This is a genomic window from Gammaproteobacteria bacterium, assembly GCA_013003425.1.
GTDB lineage: Bacteria > Pseudomonadota > Gammaproteobacteria > Steroidobacterales > JABDKV01 > JABDJB01.
In genome coordinates this window covers 62,917-88,420 of sequence record JABDJB010000078.1, presented here as the reverse complement: position 1 = coordinate 88,420, position 25,504 = coordinate 62,917, and the positions used below count along the sequence as shown (strand labels likewise).

Genomic DNA, 25,504 nt, shown 5'->3' with positions numbered 1-25,504 from the left:
GAAAAGCGGACCCGTGTTCCGGCGTCATTGCGCCAGAAAGCCGACACTTCTGTGACACGGTGGGGTCGAACCGGGCAGGTTCAGAAATGGTTCAGGCGGGCGGTTGATCCAGCTGGCTGTCGATCCATTGACCAGCTTGTGTGGCGAGTTCCGCCAGCGCATCGGCATTACTGCGACCCGACCGTTTCAGCATGGCGAACGAATGATCCGCATCTTCGATCACGTGCAGTGTGGCAAAGGAGCCCAGGTCTGTAACGACGTTTCGCATCAGTCCGATATCAGCCAGCCGGTCGCGGCTGCCCTGCAGAAACAGCATGGGTGTATGGACCTGTGCGAGATGATCTGCCCGGGTTTTTCCGGGCTTGCCCGGCGGGTGCAGCGGAAAGCCAAAGAACACCAGTCCCTGAACGCCTTCCAGACCGTCCTCCGCCAGCTGTAACGAGGTCATGCGCCCGCCCATGGACTTGCCGCCCGCAAAAAGCGGCAATGCACCTGCGTGTTCGCGTGCCGCGGATACGGCCGCTTTTACCGTATCGGTCAGGACGCGGGTGCGGTCGGGGCGCTTGCCGCCGTGTTCTTTGTACGGGAAGTTGTAGCGCAGGCTTGCAACGTCTGCTGCTGCCAGCAACTGAGTGAGAGAGTCGAGGAATGCATGAGTCATCCCCGCGCCCGCCCCATGCCCGATTACCAGCATTGATCGGGCGTTCTCCGGCCGCAACACCAGGCCGCTTACATCCACTTCCTGTTCGGGTAAGTGGATCTTTATGTCGTGCACGGGCAGCTGCATGGATCCGGTCCTTGCGGAGACAATCAGGCTGGCAGAGCCTACGGCAAAGCAGGATGGATTTCATGCTGCCATGCACGCTGCTACAGCGGTGTGTAAGCTATGACGCTCGGAGCAATCGCTGGAAGTACCCTTGTTGCCACGCACGCCTGATTTCCTGATCGCCGGTGCCGCCAAGTGCGGCACGACTTCGCTGCACCGATACCTGAGTGAACACCCGCGGGTGTTCGCAACCCGGCACAAGGAGCTGAACTACTTTGCGCTCGACGATCCGGTTGTTGCGGCGGGCTGGCCAGACCTGCCGTTCCCGATTCGATCGTGGGAGGAATATTGCGAGTGTTTCGCTGCAGCCGGCGATGATCAGCTGGCATTCGAAGCATCACCAATTTATTTTGATAGCCCGATGGCGCCGGCCAGGATCGCCGAGAAATTACCGAGCGCAAAGATCCTTGTTTCGCTGCGGGACCCACGCGAACGCGCCTGGTCCGGCTACCTGATGCACATCCGTGAGGGGGAAAAACCGGTCGCTGAGAAGGATTTCGTTGATCCAGCAGCACGCTATATTTCCGGTGGCTTTTACGCTGACAAGCTAGGCGCTTACCAAAGCGTATTCGGCGATCGACTGAAAGTTGTGTTTTTTGATGACATCAAGTCCGATATTGAAAACGTAATGCGTTCGATTTTCGATTTTATCGGTATTGAGCATTTTGTTTCGGAAAGTTATGCCCGGCGTCACAACGTAGCGAGCTATCCACGCTTCAGGCCACTCAATATTGTATTGACCAGCAAACTCATGCGCCATCGCGTGTCGGCCTTTGTCCCGCGACCTGTACGCCGGCTTGGGCACTGGATGTTGGCGGCCAACAGCCGGCGGGCTCCGGTTATGCAGCCGGAGCTGCGCGCCAGGCTGGGAGAATTGTATTGCGATGATATTGAGCGGGTCGCGGCGATGACCGGACGCGACCTGTCCGGATGGCTCGGCTAGTCTGCAGTCTGTGGAACGTAATCCAGAAAGCGCCGCGCGCGATAGTTTTTCAGATAAATCATCGTCGCCTTGGTCATGTTGCGCAAACCATGCTGGCGCTTGTATAAATCCCGGAAGTAAATCTGCTTCAGGTCTTCGATACTGATACTGGTGCCGATGTATTGATTGAGCTTGTCGATCGTGTCCTCCGGGTGCACGATCAGGTCCTCGTAAATGATAGGCAGGTGAGATAATCCGTGCCGGTCAAAAAACGCCTGAATGGCACGCCTGACGCGATCGTTGTAAACGGCGTGGTAGCGGTAGGTCTGGATTTGCCGGCGCAGGGTCGAAGAGATCCAGCTCTGACCCAGCTCCCGGCTTATCATGAGAAAGCGCATGTTTTCCAGATCGAGCCATCGTGCCCAGGTTTGCATGGTCAGGTTGAGGCGCGGATCCTTCCAGATCCACGGCCCGTTGCGATCACATTCTGCGATGAACTCCAGGAACGGTCCTGCGTCTATCTTGTCTGCCTTGTGCTGCAGGGCGTCGATCACCCAGCCGGGAAAAATTTCAGTGTAATTGCCATCAAATCCAACTTCCTTGAATAACGACTGGTTCAGCTCGATCAGCCGATGATTTTCGTAGGTGTTGTAGTCGGCCTTCCTGAAAGTCTCGCGACCGGTCCAGTAGCCTGCCCGGGCTACCAGCCCGGTAAGGACAGAGCTGCCCGCCAGACCGGCGGTCATGATAATGACGTTGGACACACTGTCTCCCTGCTTCTCGGCAGCCACACTATGCCCGTGCCGTAGCCGCTTTTGAAGGACCTGGTTCGCGCCTCAGGGGCGGGCACTGAGAGACGACATATTTACCCCGAGGGGGCCGCGCGGCAGGTAAATTACCTCGGTTTGTCCGTTGCGCAGCACCTCGACAGGGACCACGCTGCCGGCATCGCCGCGGCTGGTTTCACGGCGAATTTCGGACGGCGAGTAAACCCTGTTGCCGTTGTAGCTGAGAATCGCGTCCCCCGGCTGCAGCCCGGACGTATCGGCAGGCGATCCCGATAGAACCGAGCTGATCACGATCCGGTTGGGGCGACCGAGCGCGTAGAGGTAACGATCGTAGTCTGCCGGACTGAGGTCCTTGCGCAGGTCCTCCTGCCGCTGGTTGAGCGCGCGAAGCTGTTCGCGGTAGCGGCTGGAATTGAGCCAGCCTTCACGCACAGCCTGGTCGCGAAGAAACAGCCGGTCCAGCGCAATCTGGTCCATATCACGCTTCAGACGCTGCGCCACATCCGGGGCAAATCCGGCCGCCTCGAACCGCGCTGCATCGACTTCCCCGGGGACCCGACGCTCGACGGGTTTCGGGGCGGCGGACCGGGTGGTGGAAGTTTCCGTTTTCGCCGCCGCCTGGCGACGCTCCGCGCTTTCACCCACCAGGCCGGCAACCTTGTCATTCAGGTTCGACAGTTGTTCCTCCAGCCGGCGTCTCTCCGCGACTTCGAGGTTAACGATCTCGGTGAGCGATGTGATCATCGTTTCCAGCCGCTGGTAGTCGGCTGCGTGATCGAAATCACGTGCGGACTGCGGGACCGGTTCAGCGGGCTCACGTGCCCACGCGCCCAGGACAATTCCCGCAACGAAAACGGGCAGAAAAAAGGCTAATTGTCGCAACATCGATGCCTCCCGGCTGGCGAGGTATCAATGATAGAGCGTTTCAGCCGGATTTGGTTCGCTACAGCAGCTTTCAGACCGGCGGGTTACTCAGCAGGAATAGCTCCCAGCCGATAAGCGTCACGTAGCCGACGAGGATCCATTGCAGCAGCGTCTTGACGCTCATTCCCATGAATACACGGAAATTTTTGTGTATCACCAGCAGCGTGACGCACAGGCAGGTCAGGGCGATTTTCGCGTTGACGAAATTCTGGATATCGGTCTCGATCAGGCGGGCCATGAGGACGTTCAGTTCCACAGCGCCTGCCTGCATCAGGTTGATGGTGAAAAAGGCATCCAGGCAGGAGCACAGGATGATGGCGATACCGAGCAGCGCCAGCTGCGGCTCATACCAGTCGACGTAGCCGCCGCCGTTTTCCTCGGCCCGACGCGGTGACTGGCGCCGTCCCTGCAGCCCAAGATGCCGCAGATTAACCGCCTGGAGGGATAGACGGCGATCATCGGCAAAGCGTCGCCCCGAAGCTAAGTCACTGGCTTGTGGTCTGTTCATGCCCTGAATGGAGCAACAAACGTGCCAGCAAGCTTTATAAGCCCGTTAATTCAGAGGCTTATATAACTTTCTTAAAGTCAGCTTTATAGCGTGCTGTAAGATTTCCCGACGTCAGAACAGACGGCTGGCGACCGCGCCGGTGATTATGACAAGGACCCCGAAGCAGACCGCCCAGGCCGTGGCGGGCTGCTGCCAGCGAACCAGTCGCAGGCTCGCCAGGGAGCCCGCCAGCGGAGGTAACACTGCAACCACGAGCGCGGTTCCGGTCAGGGCGCCAAAAGAGGCCCCGTCCCATACCCGCTGCAGGTACAGCATCAGCACCGAGCTGCACAGAAGGGCCAGGGCGATTGCGAAGAAAAACAGGATGCTGTGGGTGTAGCGCGTCATCGGGCAATTATGCCACTACGGCCTGAATCCCGTCAGCGTCCGCATTCTGCGGTAAATGGGCTTGAGCCGGCTGTACAGCGGCAGGTAGGTTTCGCTGTACAGTGCCTGGTACAGCTCGCTGGTATTGGGCTGTGGGTCGAAAACATCACCCGTCCGGGTCATCGCGGCAACAGCCTGGCGAAAATCCGGGTAAATGCCTGCACCAACCGCGGCAATGATTGCCGCTCCAAGCGCTGATGTTTCACTGGTATGCGGACGGGCAGCCGGCAGGCCAAAAATATCAGCAGTCAGCTGCATAACGCTGTCGCCGCGAGACCCGCCGCCGGCAACATGCAGGCGATCGATCCGGCAACTGGCGCGACGCTCGATGCGTTCCTTGCCCTCGCGCAGCGCATACATTACGCCTTCCAGCAGCGCACGATAAATATCGGCGCGCGTATGAACCGCAGAGAATCCGACAATTGCGCCACGTGCTTCCGGACCGGGCGAGCGCAGGCCCGGCGACCAGTACGGCTGTGCCAGCAGCCCCATGGCACCGGGCACCGATTTGTGGAGCAAATCGTCCATCAACACTTCGGGTGCGACCCCAATTTGCGCCGCCCGCTCTGTTTCCGGTTGCCCGAATTCAGATTTGAACCAGCTCACCAGCCAGAAGCCACGACTGATCTGGATTTCCAGGTTCCAGGCGTCAGGTAATGCAGCCGGATAAGGGGGTACCAGTGGTATCGGCTCAACGTACCTGGTCGATACAACATTTACGGTCGCGGCAGTGCCATAGGACAGGCAGGCAACATCGCCTTCAATCGCGCCGGTGCCAAGCACTTCGCATGCCTTGTCACCGGCCGCTGCGATCAGCGGCGTGTCCTGCGGAATCCCGGTGGCGGCGGCTGCGATGGCATTGACCGGTCCAATCGTTTGCCCCGGATGAACCAGTTCCGGCAGCAGGTCCGGGTTTAACCATGGCAATGCGCGCCATTTCCAGCTTGAGCTGCGTGCCCAGCGGCGCTGGCGAAAATCGAATGGGACATAGCCGACCTGCGCCGCGCTTGAGTCACGAAACTCGCCGGTCAACCGACGCACGAAGTAACCGGACAACATCAGGTAGCGCGCCGTGCGCCGCCAGTTATCGGGCTCATGAGTTGCGAGCCAGTTTGCCTCCGCTTCGGCCTGGAAATAGGCAACCGTATCGGCCACGCCGGCCAGTCGCAGCCCAAGCCCCTGCAGCCCGCCGACCGGTGGCACGCCGCGGGTGCGTCGCTGGTCGGGCCAGGCGATGACTGGCCGCAAAGCGGTCCCGTTAGCATCAACCGGTACCATGCTGGCACGCATGGTGGCCAGGGCGACGGCTGCGACACGGCTTTTGTACGACGGCTCCTGCCATACCCCCTGGCAGGCGCTGCACAGTGCATCCCACAGATAGTCGGCATCCTGTTCGGCGTAACCGGGTTGCGGTGCATCCGGCTCCTTGATCGCTACGGCAGAAGTGGCATGTTCGTGTCCGTGGGGGTCGAACAGGATGGCACGGACGCTCTGGGTGCCGAAATCAATCGCGAGCAGCAGCGGTTCAGTGCTGGTCAATTCGGTGCCTGGTAGATGCACACGCCATTGACCCAGGTTTCGCTGACCCGGGCCTGCCAGATCTGCGCTGCGGGCAGCGCAAATATATCGCGATCCAGCAGCACAAAGTCAGCGCGCTTGCCGGGTTCGAGTGAGCCCAGGTGTTGTTCCTGGTGTGCGGCATAGGCAGCATCGAGGGTAAACGCGCGTAGTGCTTCTTCCAGGGTCAGGGCCTGCTCCTTGTACCAGCCACCCGGCGGCTGGTCGTCACGGTCCTGGCGGGTGACTGCAGCATGCAGCCCGTAAAGGGGTTGCTCCGGTTCAACAGGAAAATCAGATCCGGCTGCAATGCGTGCGCCGGCATCGAGCAGGCGGCGCCACGCATACGAACCAAGTATGCGTTTGCTGCCAACCCGATCCTCGGCCATGTTCTTGTCACTTGTTGCATGTGTCGGTTGCACTGACGCAATAATGCCAAGCCCGGCAAACCTGGGGATATCCGACAGCGCGATCACCTGCGCATGCTCAATGCGATGGCGCAGGGCGGTGGCAGCGGGTGCCGCGGCAAACCCGTCCAGCGCAACGCGGTTTGCTGCATCGCCGATGGCGTGAACGTTTACCTGGAAACCCCGCTCTTGGGCCGCGATGACCAGCCCGGCAAATTTGTCTGTCTGACGGAACAACAGTCCGGTATTGTCATTGGCATCAGAGTAGGGTGCGAGCAGGGCAGCACCGCGACTGCCCAGGGCGCCATCGAGGTAGACCTTTATGCTGCGTATCGTCAGGAATCCACGTCCATCGTCGACCAGTGGCGCGCCAAAACCCTCAGATACCTGCTCACTCAACATGGCATAAACACGTATCGGCAGTTCTCCCGCCGCTGCCATCTTTCGGTACAGTCTGGCGGTTGAAAGATCTATCCCGGCGTCGTGTACTCCGGTCAGTCCGACACTGGCTAACTGCTGCAAGGCCACCTGCAGCGCCTTGCGTTGCTGCGCTGGCGTCGGGGCGGGAACCGCTGCATCGACCAGGGCCTCGGCGTTATCGATGAATATGCCCGTTGCGCGTCGCCGGCTGTCACGCAGGATGCGGCCGCCATGCGGGTCAGGGGTACGTTTCGTAATGCCTGCGGTTTTCATCGCCAGGCTGTCAGCCCAGGCGGCATGACCGTCGATCCGCTGCAACCAGATCGGTCGGCCCAGCTGCAATTGATCGAGGTCGCCGGCATTGGGGAACTTCCGCTCCGGCCACAGCTCCTGGTTCCAGCCGCGGCCGAGAATCCAGGGAACATCGGGATGCTGCCTGGCATAGGCGGCAATGCGCTGGAGCGCTTCAGACAGTGACTTTGAACCGGTCAGGTCGACCCGGCTGCGCAGCAGACCAAGGTTGAGTACGTGCCCGTGTGCATCAATGAGCCCTGGTATCAGCGTGCGTCCGCCTCCGTCCAGCATTGCCGCACCGGTGTCGGCCGGATGCTGGCCGGCAGCGTAAGTGGCGGTTACCGCACCGTCAGCGTCAAAGCGCAATGCGCCAAAGCGCTGCAAAGCGCCGTCGGCACTCCAGGTATACCCATTAACGTTTACCAGCAGGCTGTCGGCCAGCGCCGGGATTGCGGCCAGCATCAGCGTCGCCAGGAGCAGTATCGAGCGGGGTCTGCCTGTCATGTCGTTGTGACTCCAGCCGGGTAGCGTAACCATAACAGGCAACTCGCCGGTGAAAAACGGCGGGAAAAGCACACATTTATGCCAAACCGCCTGCGAATCGACCGCCTTGCCCTGCTAATATAGATGCAGCGGCGACAAGACAACAAACCCGCGAGGATCATGTACCTGGAACACTTCAATTTGAGGGACCATCCGTTCCGGCTGACTCCGGATGCGGAATTCCTGTATCTGTCGGAGCAGCACGGCCGTGCAAAAGCGGCTATGGAACAGGCATGGGCCAGACGTGACGCACTTGTTGTTGTCACCGGCGACGTCGGTTGCGGCAAGACGACGTTGGTAAATCGCGTGCTTGCAGGAATGCCCGATGACGCGGCGGTCGCCCGGCTCACGCTGACAAATCTTGATTCGCAGGAGTTTCTGCAGTCGGTATTGTCACAGTATGGTTTTGAACCGTTCGAACGAAGTCGCGACCGGCTGATGGGGTTACTCGATAACTTCCTGTTTGCACAAAATGTGCGCGAGCGTCCGGTCGTACTGATCATCGAGGAAGCGCAGAACCTGAGCAAGGCTGTGCTCGATATTGTTCTTGACCTTGTCGATGTTGATGCTGACAGCGAAAAGCTGATCAGTGTCATCCTCGTCGGGCAACCTTCGCTGACTGAACGGCTGCGGGACAGGGAGCTGAAGCTGCTGGCAAAGCGCGTTACGTGCAGCGCGCACCTCGAGCCGCTGGACCAGAAAAGCACCATACGGATGATCCGTCATCGGCTGGAGGAGGCCGGCTGCCCCGAGTCGCCGTTCGATGATGCTGTTTATCCCCTGATCTACAGCCACACCGGTGGCGTGCCACGACTGATCGTCAATCTTTGCGACACCGCGATGACGGCAGCCTACGTCGAGGACAGTTTACGTATCACGCCCGAAATACTGGCAACGGCTATCGAGGAGCTGAAGCTGGAGCACGTGGCGGAAGCCGACCCGGATCTGGTCGACATTGACGAACAGGCTGACGATACTGCTGGTGTCCGGCTGAGCCTGTATGAAAGAGGCCAGCCTGCCGGCGAGATCGCCCTGGAAGATACACGCGTGATGATCGGGCGTGATTCGGATAACGACATCACCATCGTCAGCGAGTACATCAGTCGTCATCATGCGCAGGTTGTGATGGACCATGACAGCCGCTATTGGGTTAAGGACCTCAACAGTACCAACGGCGTATACGTCAACCGGCACAAGATCCAGCGCTGCATGCTCAACGACGGTGATCGCATTGCGCTTGGCTATCATGAGCTGGTATTCCACGACCGCAACAGCCGCGTTGAGGCTCATGAACCAGCGGAACTTTCCGAGTGGCGGGATACCACGGTGCTGGACCAGCCTGTTGAGGACGACCAGGCAGACTCGGCCTGATTGAGAACCAGCTAGCTGTCTATCGGCCAGTCGCTTACCGGCAGGCCGCTGTGTGACAGATCCACATAGCGTGAAAGCATAACGGCCAGAGCGTCGCGCCGTTCCATATTACTGTCCAGTTTTTGCAGTGTGCGTTTTTGCCACCGCGATGCTGTCTGCCCGCTACGCACCCGTTCCTCGATTACCGCAATCAGGGTTTCGGCTTCCTGCGAGTCGACGCCCAGTTGCGACAGCCCCTCCAGGGCAACTGGCAGCATTTCCATGACCAGGTCTCCCGCGCCGATCTGTCGTGGTGAAATTCCGTGTTCCTTCGGCCACAACAGCTGTGCCTTCAGCCCGTCCTGCGAGGCACGATAGAAATTGTACTCGGCGTAACGGAACGGGAAGGCGGGCAGCAACGATTCGATCTGGCCGGACAGCCCAGCGGTCAGGCCGACAATAAAGGCGGTATTCGCCATCATATCGAGAGGCGTGGGTCCGGACGGCAGCGCGCGAAACTCGATGCGCAGGTGGCCGCCTGAGGCCGGATCGTAAACGGCCCGATTCCACTGCCATACGGTGCCCTGCTGCAGCCGCAATTCAGCCAGTCGCGGTATGCGCCCGGCTTTCACTGCCTCCAATGGGTCTTCGTCGTCGCAGACAGGCAGGATTGGCGGATAAAGCCGCACTGCCTCGGCGAGCAATTCAAAGGCACCAGATCTAACCCAGCCGTGCCCGAATGGAACCCGTGCTGCACGACGCCATTCGCCGGTGCTCGCACTGCGGGCGTCAACGGCCTGTTTGAACAGGGCAACACGAGATTCCTCCCACAGTCGATGCTCGAGAAATATCGGCGAGTTTCCGCTGACCGCGACAGCCAGCGCAGTAGCCAGCTGGGCAGCGTTGTAATAGTCGGCAAAATCAGCCGGGTTGACCCGCAGATGAACCTGGAAGGACGTGTTGGCGCCTTCCACAGTGACGTCATCACAGGTGACATCGAGTGGCTCGTCACCATCGATGCGGATTCGGAATGGTGCCCGGCGTATTCGCCGCAAGCCCGAAGACAATGCCCGGTAGCGTGGCAGGTCGGTGAGGGCGGAACTCTGCAACTGTTCGAGACGCAGTGTTGGCAGTATGCCTATGGTCACTACGCGACCGCCGTGCTCAGCTACCGGCCGGTCGAGCGAGCTCAGTGCGAGCTCCATTTCCTGTTGAATGGCGCCAAAGGGTTTGCCAGCGGAAGGCACGGGCGAGAGGTTGTACTCCAGGTTAAAGCGGGTGAGCTCCAGCTGCAGCCGCTCGTCTATATGTTCAGACAAGACTGCGCGATTGACTGTCAGCGGCGCGCCGTCGGAATCAATAAGGTGCAGCTCCAGCTCAGCACCGATCGATGATTCGCCCTCGCCGAAGCCATCGCGCTGCAGCAACAATTCGAGGGCTTCGAGGTTCTCGTACAGCCGACGCTCGAAACGGTCAAACTCCCATTCCTCGAAACTGTCTTTTTCTATTGCCAGTCCCATAAGCGCCCAACTTTACTGTCGTGTTGCAGCTGTGGCCAGCTTACCGATGGCCCCCCAATCGCCGGTCGCAACCAGGTCACGCGGCGCCAGCCATGATCCACCGACACATACGACATTGTCCAGTGCCAGGTAATCCTCCATGTTCGCAGGCTTGATGCCACCGGTCGGGCAGAACCTGCTGTAAGGAAATACAGCCGCATGACCGCGTAGCAGCCTGGCGCCACCCGCGGCTTCGGCGGGAACGAACTTGAGGTATTCGAAGCTCTGTTCGCTGGTTTCCATAAGCCTGCTCGTTTACTGCCTCATCCGACTGATGGGTACATATCTTCGAGAACAGATAATGCACCACTTTCGGCATCACTGGTGGCACTGCGGAAAACCTGGAACAGCTCGCGGCCAAGGCCGCCGGCCGGCTGCGGCACCGTTGCAGGCTCGCGCTGTTCCAGTTCGGCATCGCTGACCCGTACTTCCAGACTGTCGTTGCGGGCATCAACGCGAATGACGTCACCGTCACGGACGCGCTGCAGCGGGCCACCGGCTGCGCACTCGGGAGTCAGGTGAATCGCGGCGGGGAATTTTCCGGAGGCGCCAGACATGCGCCCGTCGGTAACCAGTGCAACCCGCAACCCGCGTTCCTGTAGCGCGCCGAGTGGCGGCGACAGCTTGTGCAATTCCGGCATGCCGTTGGCAGCGGGGCCCTGAAAGCGAACGACGATGACTACATCCTCGGTAAATTCACCGGCGGTAAATGCCGCAATGACATCTTCCTGACGATCGAATACCCGCGCGGGTGCTTCAACAACGTTTCGGTCCGGCGGAATGGCCGACGTCTTGAAAATCGCGCGGCCCAGGTTTCCGGTCAGCAATCGGATACCCCCGGTGGAATCAAAAGGTGTTGTGATGCTACCTATAATATTGTCATCCAGCCCCCTGGCCGGGGACTCTCGCCATGCTAGCGTTTCATTGTCCAGCACCGGTTCACGGGCATAGTAGTCGAGCCCTTCACCCATGACCGTGTTTACATTGGCATGCAGCATGCCCGCATCCAGCAGCTGGCGAATGATGCAGCCGAGTCCGCCGGCAGCGTGAAAGTGGTTTACGTCGGCCTTGCCATTCGGGTAGACACGGGCCAGTAACGGGACGGTGTCTGACAGCTGTGCAAAGTCGTTCCAGTCAATGCGGATGCCGGCGGCTCGCGCTATAGCTATGAGGTGCAGCGTGTGGTTAGTCGACCCGCCCGTTGCAAGTAGTCCGACAATGGCATTAACAATGCTACGTTCGTCAATTATCTTCCCGACCGGACGGTATTCATCGCCGAGAGCAGTAATCTCGATGACGCGCTTTGCAGCCGCTGCATTCAGCGCTGACCGCATTGGCGTATGTGGGTTGAAAAAGGCCGCGCCTGGAATATGCAGCCCCATAATTTCCATCAGCATCTGATTGCTGTTTGCGGTGCCATAGAACGTGCATGTGCCGGCACTGTGGTAGGACTTTTCTTCTGACCTCAGCAGTTCCTCGCGGTCGATTTTGCCCTCTGCATATAACTCGCGGGTATGCGCTTTCTCGCTGTTGGATATTCCGGAAGTCATCGGCCCGGCCGGCAGAAATATCACGGGCAAATGGCCGAAGCGAAGTGCAGCAATCAGCAGGCCCGGCACGATCTTGTCGCACACGCCCAACATCAGAGCGCCGTCGAACATCTCGTGCGACAGCGCTACCGCGGTTGCCATTGCAATGACATCACGACTGAATAATGACAACTCCATTCCCGGCTGACCCTGGGTCACACCATCGCACATCGCCGGCACGCCACCGGCAAACTGCGCCGTTGCGCCATTTTCCAGCAGCGTCTGCTTTATCTGCTCGGGGTAATCTCGCAGCGGTTGGTGCGCCGAGAGCATGTCGTTGTAAGCCGATACGATGGCAACATTAGGATGCTGCCTGAGTTTGCGTAGCAGCTCCTTGCTGCCGGCATCTTCTGCTGCATAGCCATGTGCAAGATTGGTGCAGCCGAGGATGGCACGGCGCGGACCACGTCGGCGCCAGCCATCGATATGCTCGAGATAGCTGGTACGCGCCTTCTCGCTACGCCTGCAGATTCGGGTCGTCACCTCCGCAACGGCGGGATTCAGCGATGCCATAGTCGGGATCTCCAGCTCAGGGGATGTGCATCATGATACCTGCTGCGGCCTCGCCGTTGCTGGCGGGATTGCCAGCAGTCGGTATACTTGCGCCACCACCACGGCAGGGGATACCGGTTTGAACGAATCTTTGCAGGAATTTGACATGGTCATATTTGGCGCTACGGGCGACCTGGCCATGCGCAAGTTGCTTAAAGCCCTGTATTACCGCTGCCGCGATGGCGAGCTGCCAGCCGGCCGCATTTTGGGTGCCTCGAGATCAGAGCTCGATCGCGACGGATTTATCGGCATGGTCGAGGCAGCTGCTGAACGATTCATCCCCGCAGCGGACCGGGCGGGTCCTGAGTGGCGGGAATTTCTCGAGCGTATCGACTACTTTACAATTGATGCTTTCAAGAAGGACACCTACGCCGGTCTGGCAGAAAAGCTGGCGGAGTACCCGGACCGGGTACGAATTTATTACCTGTCGACCGGTTCACGAATTTTCGCTCCCATCTGCGAGACGCTGAGGGACGGCGGCCTGATTACAGACCAGTCACGCGTTGTGCTGGAAAAACCGCTGGGTCATGATCTGGAAAGCGCGCGGGCTATTAACGAACAGGTGTTGACCTGCTTCGATGAAAGCCAGGTATTTCGTATCGACCACTATCTGGGCAAGGAGCCGGTGCAAAACCTCATGGTGCTGCGATTCGGCAACACCATGTTTGAATCGCTGTGGCATTCGACTTATGTCGATCATATCCAGATAACTGTCGCTGAAAATATCGGAGTCGGCACGCGGGCCGGCACCTATGACAATACCGGCGCCCTGAGAGATATGGTGCAAAGTCACCTGCTGCAGTTGCTGTGCATTATCGCGATGGAGCCGCCGCCGAGCATCGAGCCCAACGTGGTGCGTGACGAAAAGCTCAAAGTGATTCGTTCGTTACGCCCTATAACAGGTCGTGATGTCGACAAGTACGTTATTCGTGGCCAGTACCAGGCGGGCGCCGTTGACGGGCAGCCGGTGCCGTCATATGTCGACGAGGTCGACGTTGACGATGCTTCAACGACAGAAACATTTGTCGCGATGAAGGCCTATATAGATAACTGGCGCTGGGCGAAGGTGCCGTTTTATCTGCGTACCGGCAAAAGGCTGGAACGACAGGTGTCCAAAATTGTTGTGCAGTTCAAGGATGTGCCGCACTCGATATTCGGCGCGACCGATATCCCGGCCAACAAACTGACGATCAGGTTGCAACCGAAAGAAGAAATTCGATTGCAGCTGTCAGGAAAAAGAATCGGGACGGGGATGGATGTGCGCGATTTGTCGCTGCACCTCGATGAAGATCAGCGTGGCGTGGATCATGTGCCGGACGCTTACGAACGTCTGCTGCTCGATGCCGTGCGCGGACGGGCCACGTTGTTCGTTCGTCGTGACGAACTCGAAGCCGCCTGGGAATGGGTTGAGCCGATTACAGACCGCTGGCGTAAGCAGGGACGCAGCCCGGAACGCTACGTTGCCTCGACCTGGGGGCCGACTGAGGCGGCTTCGCTGCTGGCACGTGATGGACGCGAATGGGATGCGGGATCACGCTGATGACCAACCAGCTGCAGGTAAACAGCGAAAGCAGGTTCGCGCATTTTGACGAGCTTACGGTTGCCCTGGCTGCGCAGCTGTGGGACCTGGTTGAAACTGCCGTAGAGGAGAACGGTAGCGCCGCAATAGTCTTGTCCGGTGGCAGCACACCCGTGCCGTTGTATAACGTCCTGCGCGAGTTGCCGCTGCCCTGGGAAGCGCTGCAACTATGCCTGTCGGATGAACGCTGGGTGGAGCCGAGCGATGACGCCAGCAACGAGGGAATGTTGCTGCGCGAACTCCTGCCGGCTGAGCCGCGCGTCGCAATGGTTTCGATGGCAAAGTCTGCCGACACTATCGCCGCCGAGGCAGACCGGGTCAGTAGTGAGTTGGACGAACTGAATTCCCGCTGGGACGTAGCAATCCTGGGTATGGGAACAGACGGTCACACGGCTTCGCTGTTCCCGCATGCCGATGGTCTGGATGAGGCGATGACGGGAGACCGTAGCTGTGTGGCAGTAGCACCCACCGGTGTGGAGCAGGCCAGGTTGACCTTGTCATTGCGGCAGCTGTTGAAGGCCCGAAGAATTGTTCTCCTGTTACGTGGCAGCGCGAAGTGGCAGGTATACCAGGAAGCACTGGCCGGGGATGATCAGAAAGCAATGCCGGTAAGGGCGATACTGCATCAGCGGCAGGTACCCGTTGATGTTTATTGGGCGGCTGACCAGTGAACGACGAACAAGCAAAAATAGATTTGAGACCCACCGAGCCGGCAATGGACGCGGGTGGTCTGCGCGAATCAATTATCGGTGAGCTGAGCCGGATGGGCCTGAGCGCCGCTGCGGCCAGTGACCGGGATTGGTACAACGCCGTCACCCGGGCGCTGCGTGATCGAATCATGATGCGCTGGCTGCGCACTCAGAGGGCTTATGACGAAGCAGACTGCAAGCGAGTCTACTATCTGTCGCTGGAATACCTGCTGGGGCGCAACCTTGCCAACGCGGCGCTGAACCTGAACATGGAAAGCGAGCTGCGTGCCGCATTAACGCACCTCGGTCGCGAGCTGGAAGAGCTGTGCGCCGTGGAACCGGATGCAGGGCTTGGAAATGGCGGGCTGGGCCGGCTTGCTGCCTGTTTTCTCGATTCGCTGGCAACAATGCAGTTACCGGGCTTTGGCTATGGCATACGTTACGACTACGGCATTTTCAGCCAGGCATTCGGTCCTGATGGTGAGCAGATCGAACGCCCCAATAACTGGCTGCGTTATCAGCACCTGTGGGAACTGGCGCGGGAGAACCTGCGCTATCCGGTTCGTTTCGGCGGGCGTGTCGTAGCGCGTGACGATGCCGATGACGCCGGTCGTGACTGGGTCGATGCACACGAGTTCATCGCGGTTGCCTACGATCTTCCGGTGCCGGGCTATTCCAGCACCGTAAACCACCTGCGGCTGTGGTCAGCCCAGGCGTCGAGCGATTTTAATCTGTCCTTGTTTAACGCCGGGCAACATGCCGAAGCCATGTCGGAAATGAATGCCGCCGAGCACCTGTCGCAGGTGCTCTATCCGGATGATCGCACCGAGCAGGGCAGGGAGCTGCGTATCCGGCAGCAGTACTTTTTTGTCTGCGCGAGTTTGCAGGACATCCTCGGTCAGCATCTCGCCCGGCACCAGAGCCTGGACAACCTTGCCGACAAGGTCTCCATTCAGCTGAATGATACGCATCCGGCGCTCGCCATACCGGAGCTGATGCGCATCTGTATCGATGAACACGGATACAGTTGGGAACGCGCCTGGGAAATAACCACCGCCGTGTTCAGTTACACCAATCACACCCTTCTGCCGGAGGCCCTGGAGGCCTGGCCAGTGGCAACCTTCGAGAGATTGTTTCCACGCCATATGGAAATAATATTCACGATAAACCGGCATCTGATGGAGGATGTGGCCGAAAAGTATGACCATGACACAGAGGTCATGAACCGGATGTCGTTAATCGACGAGGCTACCCGCAATGTTCGCATGGCCAGCCTGGCAATCGTCGGCAGCCATACAGTGAACGGCGTTGCCGAAATTCATTCGGGCCTGATGCAGAGCTCCGTCTTTGCTGATTTCCATGCCTACTACCCCGGTAAGTTCACTAATGTAACCAACGGTATTTCGCCGCGCTGCTGGATGAATGAAGCAAACCCCGAACTTGCCGAGCTGGCGGGCACCCGGGTGTCGGGTTGGGAGCGCGATCTGAGTCGCCTGAAGAAACTGGAGCCGCTGGCGTCCGACCCGGAATTTTGTGCGCAGTTCGCCGCAATCAAGCATCGTAACAAGGAGCGTCTTGCCCGCTATTTAGATGACACGCTGGGAGTAACCGTGCGCACGGATTCCATGTTCGATGTGCAAATCAAGCGTATTCATGAGTACAAACGCCAGCTTCTCAATCTGCTTTACGTTGTTACGCGATACCAGCGCCTCAAACAGGATCCGGCCGCGTATCGGATACCGCGCACGGTCATTATTTCCGGCAAAGCGGCCCCTGCTTACATGGTGGCGCGGCAGATTATCAAGCTGGCAAACAACATAGCTCGTGTGATCAACAATGATTCGGACACGTCCGACATGTTGAAGCTGGTGGTTGTCCCGGACTACAGCGTGACAATAGCGCAGAAAATTATCCCGGCAGCCGAATTGTCCCAGCAAATCTCAACCGCAGGAATGGAGGCTTCGGGAACCGGCAACATGAAGCTGGCCCTGAACGGCGCATTGACAATCGGCACCCTCGACGGCGCGAATATCGAGATCATGGATGCGGTTGGCGCAGACAACATCTTTATCTTCGGTATGACGGCTGCCGAGGTACTTGCGCAGCGCGAAGCAGGCTACCGTCCGGCAGAAATCGCCGCCCAAAATGCGGAGCTAAGCGCCGCGCTGGAGCTGATTGCATCGGGCTATTTCAGTCCCAACCAGGCGGACGAGTTTCGCGGCCTTATCGATCAGTTGCTGCACGACGGCGAACATTTCCTGGTGTTGGCAGACTATGAGGCTTACGTACGGAGCCAGAACGAAGTAGACGATCTTTACAGCAATCCCGACGAATGGACGCGCAAGGCTGTTCTCAACATGGTAAATATGGGGCCATTCTCCAGTGACCGGTCAATCGCCGAGTACGCCAGCAGGATCTGGAAAATAGCGCCCGTCGTCCCGGAGTAACACGATGACCGGCCCGGAACTCAGCAGCGATGATATTGAACGTATTGTCAGCAGCAGTCATGCCAATCCCAGGTCTGTGCTTGGTTTTCACGAAATTGGGTCGGGAGATGACCAGCGCTGGGTAGTCCGGATCTTCGAACCCGAAGCCGAGGACGTCAGCGTGGTCTGGGACGGAGATGGTGAGCCACTGCCAACGCGCAGGCTGCACCCGGCAGGGCTTTTCGAGCTGGTGGTCGAGCCGTCACCGCCACTTAGGCCCTACCAGCTGCTACTGACCTACAAGAATGGCCGCTCCGAGCAGCGCTACGATCATTATTACTTCGCACCGGAGCTGGGCGAGCTCGATTTGTACCTGTTTGGTGCCGGCAAGCATCACCATATCTACAAGAAGATGGGAGCACATCTGTGCGAGCGCGAAGGCGTGAAGGGCACGCTGTTTGCGGTATGGGCGCCGACAGCGCGTCGGGTCAGCATCGTCGGAGACTTCAACTTCTGGGACGGGCGCCGGCATGCAATGCATGCGCGCGACAGTAGCGGAGTCTGGGAGCTGTTCGTCCCGGGCGTCGATGCCGGCGAGAAATACAAATTTGAAATACTGGGTTTTGATAACCAGATTCGCGTCAAGTGCGATCCGTACGGATTCGGTATGGAGGTGCGTCCGGGAACCTGTTCAATAGTCACCGACCTGGAGGGCTATGAATGGGATGATGCGGACTGGATTACGCGGCGCGAAGAATCCGATCCGCTGAAGGCAGCAGTAAATATCTATGAGGTACATCCGGGGTCATGGGGCCGGAATGGGAGCGAGTTTTTCTCATGGAACGAGCTTGGCGACCGGCTTATTCCATATGTGCGCGACCTGGGATACACGCACATTGAGCTGATGGGGCTGGCAGAGCATCCGCTGGATCTCTCGTGGGGCTACCAGGTGACGGGCTATTACGCCGCCAATTCGAGATTCGGTTCTCCGCATGAGCTGATGCGCTTTATCGATCGCTGCCACCAGAACGACATTGGCGTGATAATGGACTGGGTACCGGGGCATTTCCCGCGCGATGACTTTGCACTTGCCCGCTTCGATGGAACCTATCTGTACGAGCATTCAGATCCGCGCCGCGGCGAGCACGTCGAGTGGGGCACAAAGGTGTTCAATTACGGACGCAACGAAGTGCGCAATTTTCTCGTCGCGAATGCGCTTTTCTGGCTCGAGTACTATCATATCGACGGGCTGCGCGTGGATGCTGTTGCGTCGATGCTCTACCTCGATTACAGCAGACCGGCTGGCGAGTGGATACCGAACCAGTACGGCGGCCGCGAAAACCTCGAGGCCATCGAATTTCTGCAGCAGTACAACCAGGCTATATTCCGCTACTACCCCGGCATCCTGTCGATAGCCGAAGAATCGACGGCATTTCCTGGCGTAACCAACCCGCCCGACGCCGGCGGCCTGGGTTTCAACTTCAAATGGAACATGGGCTGGATGAACGACACGCTGAGGTTCATCGCTGAAGACCCGATACACCGAAAGCATCACGCCTCACTGCTGACCTTCGCCATGGTCTATGCCTGGTCGGAGAACTTCATCCTGCCGATCTCCCACGATGAAGTGGTGCACGGCAAGCAGTCCTTGCTGGGCAAAATGCCGGGAGATGAGTGGCAGCAGCGGGCAAACCTGCGGTTATACCTCAGCTTTATGATTGCGCATCCTGGCAAGCAGCTGTTGTTTATGGGTCAGGAGTTCGGTCAGATAGATGAGTGGCGCGAGGACCGGTCGCTGGACTGGCACCTGTTGGAACAGGATGGCCACCTGCAATTGCAGTCTCATTGTCGCGAACTGAACCGGTTTTATCGCGACCATCCGCAATTATTCGTCGGCGATACTACGCATGATGGCTTTGAATGGGTGGAGTGCCAGGATGCTGACAACAGCGTCTACGCGTTTCTGCGCCGCGACCCGTCAGGCAGCAATCCGCCAATCCTGTGCGTTTTCAATTTCACGCCAGTGCCACGACCCGGCTATCGGGTGGGTGTCCCGCAGGCAGGGCAATGGCAAAAGCTGTTTGACAGTGACGCGACTGAGTTCGGGGGCAGCGGCAGCAATAGTCAGGCGCATGCCACGAGCAGCCCCGTATCAAGCCACGGGCGCGAGCATTCACTGGCGCTCGACCTGCCACCGCTTGCTTTCACTGCCTGGCTGCCAGTTTGAGTTACACAAACCAAATCGGTCCGGGCCAGCCACTGCCGCTCGGCGCTCATTGTGTCGTGAACGACAGCGGAATCGGAGTCAATTTCGCCCTGTGGTCGGAGAACGCCGAGCAGGTAGAGTTGTGTGTTTTTTCCGGCGACGAGGAAACCCGTTATGCCTTGCCTGAATGCCACAATGGCATCTGGCATGGCTTCTTGCCCGGCGCCGGGGCCGGCCTGGTTTACGGTTACCGGGTGCACGGCGCTTACGAGCCGGGGCAGGGGCATCGCTTCAATCCTGCCAAACTGCTGATCGATCCGTACGCACGGCAGCTGCAAGGCGCGCTTGTGGCAGACGAGCGGCTGATGGATTTCGAACCCGATGCCCGCTCGTGGCGACCAGACCCGCGCGACAATGCGGCGGTCATGCCAAAAGCGGTCGTAGTCGAAAGCCAGTTTGACTGGCAGGGTGTCTCAGCACCCGCCGTGCCGCTGCAGGACAGCGTTATTTACGAGCTGCACGTACGTGGATTCACTGCGCGTCACCCGCAGGTGCCAGAGCAGCTACGCGGGACCTATCTTGGACTGGCACAGCCTGTCGTGATTGAGTATCTGCAGCAGCTCGGCGTCACCGCCATCGAGTTGCTGCCGTGCGCCAGTTTCGTGTCTGAAACTCACCTGCTCGAACGTAATCTGACGAATCACTGGGGCTACAATCCTTTGTCGTTTTTCGCGCCGCACGCGGCGTATTCCTGTGGCGACCCGATTGGCGAGTTCCAGTCCATGGTTCGTGCAATGCACGATGCCGGTATCGAAGTGCTCGTCGATGTTGTTTACAACCACACGGCCGAAGGGGGCGCGCGCGGGCCTACCTATAGTTTCCGCGGGATAGACAATGCAGCCTATTATTCACTGCGGCAGCATGACCGGTCAGCGTATGTCAACAATTCCGGCTGTGGGAACTCGCTCAATACTCACCACCCCGCAGTGTTGCGGCTGGTGCTGGACAGCCTGCGCTTCTGGGCCGAGGTTTTGCACGTCGACGGTTTTCGCTTCGACCTGGCACCGGCGCTGGCACGCGTGCACGGCGAGTATGACTATCACGCGCCATTCCTTCAGGCGCTTTACCAGGATCCCGTCTTGTCGAAGAAGAAACTGATTGCCGAGCCCTGGGATGTGGGGCACGCCGGTTACCGGCTGGGCCAGTTCCCGCCGGGCTGGAGCGAGTGGAATGACCGCTATCGCGCCACCGTGCGGCAGTACTGGCGCGGCGACCAGGACCTTATCGGGCGAATGGCTTCGAGACTGGCTGGCTCGAGCGATATTTTCTCCCGGCGTGGACCTGTTGCGGGCATCAACTACGTGGCCGCTCATGACGGTTTCACGCTGGCCGATACCGTCAGTTATGAAGAAAAACACAATCTGGCGAACGGCGAAGATAACCGCGACGGCGAGCAGCACAACAACAGCTGGAACAATGGTGTCGAGGGTGAAACTGACGATCCCGGGATTTTACTGAAACGTCAGCGTGATGTGCGGGCAATGCTGGCGACGCTGATGTTTTCGCAGGGCATACCAATGTTGCTGGCCGGTGATGAACTGGGTCGCAGCCAGCGCGGTAATAACAACGCCTACTGCCAGGATAACGAAATCAGCTGGCTCGACTGGGAAAACGCCGATTGGTCGCTGGCGCAGTATGTGGCCCGGCTGATCGCTTTGCGGCGCAACCACGCCGTATTTCGCCGGCGCGAATTCCTGGTTGGTGCCTTTCCTGGTGGTGCGGCGGTGCATGATGTGCAGTGGCTGACCCGCTCCGGAATGCCGATGCAGCTGGCAGACTGGCGTGACGAGGCTGACCGTTGTTTTGCAATGTTGTTGCGTGGAGATCTCGCGGCAGACGCCATCAGCCCACGCTACCGGCTGGATGCGGATGACGCGTTGCTGCTGTTCAATGGCGCCGATACCGACACAGTTTTTGACATGCCCATGGGCACCGGGCCATGGCAGGTTGCTGTCGAAAGCATGCCGGCAGCGGCGCAGCCGCAGGGGAGCTACCGGCTGTCACCACGCAGCGTGGTTTTGCTGCTCAGCCCGAACGGCTGAGCGCCCTTTGCTACAATGCCTGCCACCCGGGACCGGCCCCGGGCACGCAGCAAGGAAGACCACCGAATGGGCGACACACCAGCCCTCGATCAACTCGCGCAGAAAGCGGGTGTGGAAACCGGTTACTACGATTTCCGTGGTGAGCATCGTACGGTGCCGGCATCGTCATGCCGCCATATCCTTGCGGCGATGGGCTTCGACGATCGTGATGCGGAAAGCCAGAGCGCGGCAATTCTGGGACTGGAAGACGACAGCTGGCAGCGGCTGATTCCACCGGTCTGCATCGTGCGCGAGAATGGCAAACGGGCTGTTCCGCTGCGCATGACCGAGCGGCAGCTCGAAACCAGGCTGCACTGGCGGCTGTGGTACGAAGACGGGCGTTTGCTTACCGGGCATCTGCAACCGGACACGCTCGGGCAAGCGGGGCAACGCGACATTCAGGGCACCCGCTATGTTTGTTGCGAATCACCGCTGCCTGCCGATCTTGGTCCGGGTTATCACGAACTGGTAATCCATGCCCCCGGGCGCAGCGAAGGCTGGACTTGCAGGATTATCGTGGTTCCCGCGCGCTGTTATGAACCGCCCGCAATTACCGGCGGCGAAAACGCGTGGGGTATCGCGGTACAGCTGTACAGCCTGCGTTCCGGGCGCAACTGGGGTATCGGTGACTTTGGCGATCTCAAACGGCTGGCCTGGAAAGCAGGCAGGGCAGGGGCGCAGGCGATCGGCCTGAATCCGCTGCATGCGGCTTTTCCGGCGCACCCGGAAGCTTACAGTCCTTACCGTCCATCCAGCCGTTCATTCCTGAACGTGCTGTACATCGACGTGCCCGGCGTGCCGGAAGCACCGGGGTGCGCCGCTCTCGAGCAACTGGTGCGCGATCCGGCATTCCGTGCGCAAATCGAATACCTGCGTGATGCCGATCGCATTGATTACGCGGCAGTAACCGAGGTGAAACTGGCTGCACTGCGTTTACTGTACGAGGACTTCCGCAGTAATCACCTGCGTCAGGCAACGGCGCGCGCGCGCGAATTCCAGCAGTTCGTCACAGAGGCAGGCCCACCGCTGGAAACACATGCGCTGTTTGATGCCCTGCATGCACATTTCGCGCGGCGCAACGGCGGTTCAGCCGGCTGGCACGACTGGCCAGCGGATTACCAGGATCCGTGTTCGGATGTGGTGATGCGTTTTGCCCTGCGGCATCGCGATGTAATCGATTTTTACCAATACCTGCAATGGATAGCCGATGCCCAGCTTGCCGAGGCGCATGCCGCGGCGCTGGATGCGGGTATGACCATCGGGCTTTATCGTGACCTGGCGGTCGGGGTTTCGCCGGACGGATCAGAAACCTGGGCCAATCAGCGGCTTTACATTGCTGATGCGACCGTTGGTGCGCCACCGGACGCGCTCGCGTTGCGAGGACAGGACTGGGGGCTGCCGCCACTGCATCCAAAACGCCTCGAACAGCAATCCTATGCCGAGTTCGTACACCTGATCCGTAACAACATGCGTGATTGCGGTGCGCTGCGCATCGACCACGTGATGGGCCTGTTACGCCTGTGGTGGGTGCCATCGGGCGCAGATGCGACAGAGGGCGCTTACGTCTATTACCCGTTCGAGGACCTGCTGGGGATCGTGGCCCTGGAAAGCCAGCGAGCCCGTTGCCTTGTAATCGGCGAGGACCTGGGTACCGTTCCCGAGCAGATTCGCGATGTACTTCCGGCCAGCGGCGTCTATTCCTATCGTGTTCTGATGTTCGAGAAGGACCAGGCGGGCACCTTTGCAGAGCCACACGCGTACCCGCGCCGGGCAGTCGCAACGGCCAGCACCCATGATCTGCCGCCGCTTTACAGTTTCTGGGACGGGTCTGATATTCGGCTGCGGCAGCAGCTGAGCCTGTATCCGGACGAGCAGACAGCCAATCACACCGTTGCCGGGCGCAGCCGCGACCGGGCGTCGATCGTGCAGGCGCTGCGGCAGCAGGGACTTGCTGTAAACGAAACGGACAATATGAACACCGAGCTGATGTGCGCGATCCACGCTTTCCTGGCGCGTAGCCGGGCTGCCATGGTGATGTGCCAGCCTGAGGACTGGCTGGGAATGACCGAAGCGGTCAATATTCCCGGAACAACATCGTCGACCTATCACAACTGGCGGAGGAAGCTGTCGCAGGACATCGACAGCATGCTGGAGCATCCTGCTGCGCAGCAGTTATTTACGGTCTTGAACGAGGAACGAAGCCAGACTTCGGCTCAGCCGGCCGCCTGATCATCGGGTTCGGGTTCTGGCAGCAGGCTGGAAAACAGTTCTTCGTACAGCAGCACCTGTCGCTCCCACGAAAAATCCTGCCGCATTCCATTGACCATCAGTTTGCGCCAGTGCGCCGGTGTTGCGTACATCTCCAGAGCAGTTTCCAGCGCCCAGCGTAAGCCCGCTTCGTCCGCATGGTCGAATACAATGCCGTTGCCGCCTGCCGCGGTATGCGGGATCACGGTATCGGCAAGTCCTCCGGTCCTGCGCACCACCGGCACCGTTCCGTAACGCAGGCTGTACATCTGGTTTAAACCGCAAGGCTCGTACAGCGACGGCATAAGGAACATGTCGCTGCCCGCTTCGATCAGATGAGCCAGCGGATTGCTGAAGCCACGCCAGAATCCGGCGCGCTCGGGAAATTCCTGTGCCAGCCAGGAGAAAAACTCTTCGTACCGGTATTCACCGCTGCCCAGCACCGCCAGCTGGATTCGGCCGTCACGCAGCAAGTCGGGAAGTACATTGTAAGCAAGCTCGAAACCCTTCTGGCTGGCCAGTCGCGATACGATGCCAATCAGGGGAGCGGCCGGATCAGGTGTGAGACCAAACCGGTTTTGCAGTGCTGTCTTGTTCTGGTTCTTGCCCTGCAGATTGCTGGCGTTGTAAGGATGCGGGATCAGGGTGTCGTGGCCCGGGTCCCAGATGTCGTAATCCACACCATTGAGAATGCCGTGTAAATCCTCCCGACGCTGCTGCAAAAGGTGTTCCAGACCCATGCCGTATTCGGGTGTACAGATTTCACCGGCATAGGTAGGGCTGACGGTCGTGATCTTGTCGGCATGCAGGATTCCCGTTTGCAGGAAGTTGATTCTTCCCTGCGCCAGTTCATTCTGGTCAAGCAGATGCTGATGATCGGCCAGGCCGGCAGGTTCGAGTATGTGGCTGCCAAAAACACCCTGGTAACCGATATTGTGAATACTGACCACGCTGCTGGTGGCGGCAAACAGACTGTCCCACGCATAGACCGACTTGAGATACAGAGGCGTCAGCGCGGCTTGCCAGTCGTTGCATACGACAAGCTCCGGCGACCACGCCATGCGCTGGCAGCACTCCAGCGCTCCTCGTGAAAGCATGACGAAGCGCAGGAATTCATCCTCGTCAGCGGTATAAAGGTCCGTCCGCCCGTAGAGGGCGGGGCAGTTGATAAAATACAGCCACATGTCGTCCTGTTGTGGTCCGGTATGTACCGAAAACCCGAGCCCGCCGTCGCCGACCTGGATTTCGAGATCCTGCAGGAAATCGACCGGTACGATTGCATCGCGTCGTTCGCTGATGCTGTTGTACAGCGGCATGAAAACGCGGACATCGTGGCCATTGCGATAGAGCCGCGACGAAAGCGCGGCAACGGCATCACCCAACCCGCCGGTCTTGGCAAAGGGGGTAAATTCCGAACTTATCAGGCAAATTCGCATTTTCTTGCTTCGCTAGCGCCACCCGGTACTATAAAGACGACGTTTAACCGGCGCAGGGAACTGCCCGCGGGCGCAACAATGGTCTTGTTTGTTGCCGGCCGTGTCAAACCGGGGT

At 59.2% G+C, this 25,504-nt stretch carries 19 protein-coding genes; 8 read left to right on the top strand and 11 right to left on the bottom strand.

Translation table 11 applies throughout. The features are described from left to right. Nucleotides 1-91 precede the first annotated feature (91 nt). Nucleotides 92-787 carry an alpha/beta hydrolase gene (locus HKN06_11145; GenBank protein ID NNF61868.1) on the bottom strand — a complete coding sequence of 232 codons (696 nt, stop codon included), beginning with the start codon at nucleotides 785-787 and terminating at the stop codon, nucleotides 92-94. A gap of 130 nt (nucleotides 788-917) precedes the next feature. Between HKN06_11145 and HKN06_11140 the strand changes: the two genes are divergently transcribed. Further along, nucleotides 918-1,769 carry a sulfotransferase gene (locus tag HKN06_11140; GenBank protein NNF61867.1) on the top strand — a complete coding sequence of 284 codons (852 nt, stop codon included), beginning with the start codon at nucleotides 918-920 and terminating at the stop codon, nucleotides 1,767-1,769. On the opposite strand, the gene HKN06_11135 is transcribed toward HKN06_11140, so the two are convergent. The 6 genes from HKN06_11135 to HKN06_11110 all read right to left on the bottom strand — a co-directional run bounded on the left by HKN06_11135 (nucleotide 1,766) and on the right by HKN06_11110 (nucleotide 7,576). Further along, nucleotides 1,766-2,512, bottom strand: a complete 747-nt coding sequence (locus HKN06_11135; GenBank protein NNF61866.1) for a hypothetical protein — start codon at nucleotides 2,510-2,512, stop codon at nucleotides 1,766-1,768. The two genes, HKN06_11140 and HKN06_11135, sit on opposite strands and share 4 nt — an antisense overlap. A 72-nt stretch (nucleotides 2,513-2,584) precedes the next feature. Further along, entirely contained in the window at nucleotides 2,585-3,421 is an 837-nt protein-coding gene (locus HKN06_11130; protein ID NNF61865.1) for a PDZ domain-containing protein, read from the bottom strand. A gap of 70 nt (nucleotides 3,422-3,491) precedes the next feature. Beyond that, nucleotides 3,492-3,968, bottom strand: coding sequence for a hypothetical protein (locus tag HKN06_11125; GenBank protein ID NNF61864.1), 477 nt, complete (start codon nucleotides 3,966-3,968; stop codon nucleotides 3,492-3,494). A gap of 111 nt (nucleotides 3,969-4,079) precedes the next feature. After that, a complete protein-coding gene (locus HKN06_11120) occupies nucleotides 4,080-4,355 on the bottom strand; it encodes a hypothetical protein (protein ID NNF61863.1) in 276 nt (91 codons plus the stop codon). 15 nt (nucleotides 4,356-4,370) lie between these two features. Beyond that, on the bottom strand, nucleotides 4,371-5,933 hold the full coding sequence (locus HKN06_11115; GenBank protein ID NNF61862.1) for a carbohydrate kinase: 1,563 nt from the start codon (nucleotides 5,931-5,933) through the stop codon (nucleotides 4,371-4,373). Next, complete coding sequence (locus tag HKN06_11110) at nucleotides 5,930-7,576, bottom strand: amidohydrolase (GenBank protein NNF61861.1); 1,647 nt, start codon at nucleotides 7,574-7,576, stop codon at nucleotides 5,930-5,932. The genes HKN06_11115 and HKN06_11110 overlap by 4 nt, the downstream gene beginning before the upstream one ends. Nucleotides 7,577-7,699: 123 nt before the next feature. Between HKN06_11110 and HKN06_11105 the strand changes: the two genes are divergently transcribed. Continuing rightward, nucleotides 7,700-8,986, top strand: coding sequence for an FHA domain-containing protein (locus HKN06_11105; protein ID NNF61860.1), 1,287 nt, complete (start codon nucleotides 7,700-7,702; stop codon nucleotides 8,984-8,986). Between the two features lie 11 nt (nucleotides 8,987-8,997). Here HKN06_11105 and HKN06_11100 read toward each other — a convergent pair whose 3' ends face one another. The 3 genes from HKN06_11100 to HKN06_11090 are packed head-to-tail and all read right to left on the bottom strand — an operon-like array spanning nucleotide 8,998 to nucleotide 12,626. Continuing rightward, nucleotides 8,998-10,485 (bottom strand): glutamate--cysteine ligase, encoded by a 1,488-nt coding sequence (locus HKN06_11100; protein ID NNF61859.1) that lies wholly within the window; start codon nucleotides 10,483-10,485, stop codon nucleotides 8,998-9,000. A 12-nt stretch (nucleotides 10,486-10,497) separates the two neighbouring features. Beyond that, on the bottom strand, nucleotides 10,498-10,767 hold the full coding sequence (locus HKN06_11095) for a hypothetical protein (GenBank protein NNF61858.1): 270 nt from the start codon (nucleotides 10,765-10,767) through the stop codon (nucleotides 10,498-10,500). 20 nt (nucleotides 10,768-10,787) lie between these two features. Then, complete coding sequence (locus HKN06_11090) at nucleotides 10,788-12,626, bottom strand: phosphogluconate dehydratase (GenBank protein NNF61857.1); 1,839 nt, start codon at nucleotides 12,624-12,626, stop codon at nucleotides 10,788-10,790. 145 nt (nucleotides 12,627-12,771) lie between these two features. Between HKN06_11090 and zwf the strand changes: the two genes are divergently transcribed. The 6 genes from zwf to malQ all read left to right on the top strand — a co-directional run bounded on the left by zwf (nucleotide 12,772) and on the right by malQ (nucleotide 23,935). Continuing rightward, the gene (gene zwf / locus HKN06_11085; protein NNF61856.1) at nucleotides 12,772-14,205 is read left to right on the top strand and encodes a glucose-6-phosphate dehydrogenase; all 1,434 of its coding nucleotides are present in this window, start codon (nucleotides 12,772-12,774) and stop codon (nucleotides 14,203-14,205) included. After that, complete coding sequence (pgl, locus tag HKN06_11080) at nucleotides 14,205-14,915, top strand: 6-phosphogluconolactonase (protein ID NNF61855.1); 711 nt, start codon at nucleotides 14,205-14,207, stop codon at nucleotides 14,913-14,915. Before zwf ends, pgl begins: the two co-directional genes overlap by 1 nt. Nucleotides 14,916-14,959: 44 nt before the next feature. Next, nucleotides 14,960-17,380 carry a glycogen/starch/alpha-glucan phosphorylase gene (locus HKN06_11075; GenBank protein NNF61854.1) on the top strand — a complete coding sequence of 807 codons (2,421 nt, stop codon included), beginning with the start codon at nucleotides 14,960-14,962 and terminating at the stop codon, nucleotides 17,378-17,380. A gap of 4 nt (nucleotides 17,381-17,384) precedes the next feature. Continuing rightward, nucleotides 17,385-19,586 carry a 1,4-alpha-glucan branching protein GlgB gene (gene glgB, locus HKN06_11070; GenBank protein NNF61853.1) on the top strand — a complete coding sequence of 734 codons (2,202 nt, stop codon included), beginning with the start codon at nucleotides 17,385-17,387 and terminating at the stop codon, nucleotides 19,584-19,586. Then, entirely contained in the window at nucleotides 19,571-21,667 is a 2,097-nt protein-coding gene (glgX, locus tag HKN06_11065) for a glycogen debranching protein GlgX (protein ID NNF61852.1), read from the top strand. The genes glgB and glgX overlap by 16 nt, the downstream gene beginning before the upstream one ends. A 66-nt stretch (nucleotides 21,668-21,733) precedes the next feature. Beyond that, nucleotides 21,734-23,935 carry a 4-alpha-glucanotransferase gene (gene malQ, locus HKN06_11060; protein NNF61851.1) on the top strand — a complete coding sequence of 734 codons (2,202 nt, stop codon included), beginning with the start codon at nucleotides 21,734-21,736 and terminating at the stop codon, nucleotides 23,933-23,935. Here malQ and HKN06_11055 read toward each other — a convergent pair. After that, complete coding sequence (locus tag HKN06_11055; GenBank protein ID NNF61850.1) at nucleotides 23,920-25,389, bottom strand: glycogen synthase; 1,470 nt, start codon at nucleotides 25,387-25,389, stop codon at nucleotides 23,920-23,922. The two genes, malQ and HKN06_11055, sit on opposite strands and share 16 nt — an antisense overlap. Nucleotides 25,390-25,504 lie beyond the last annotated feature (115 nt).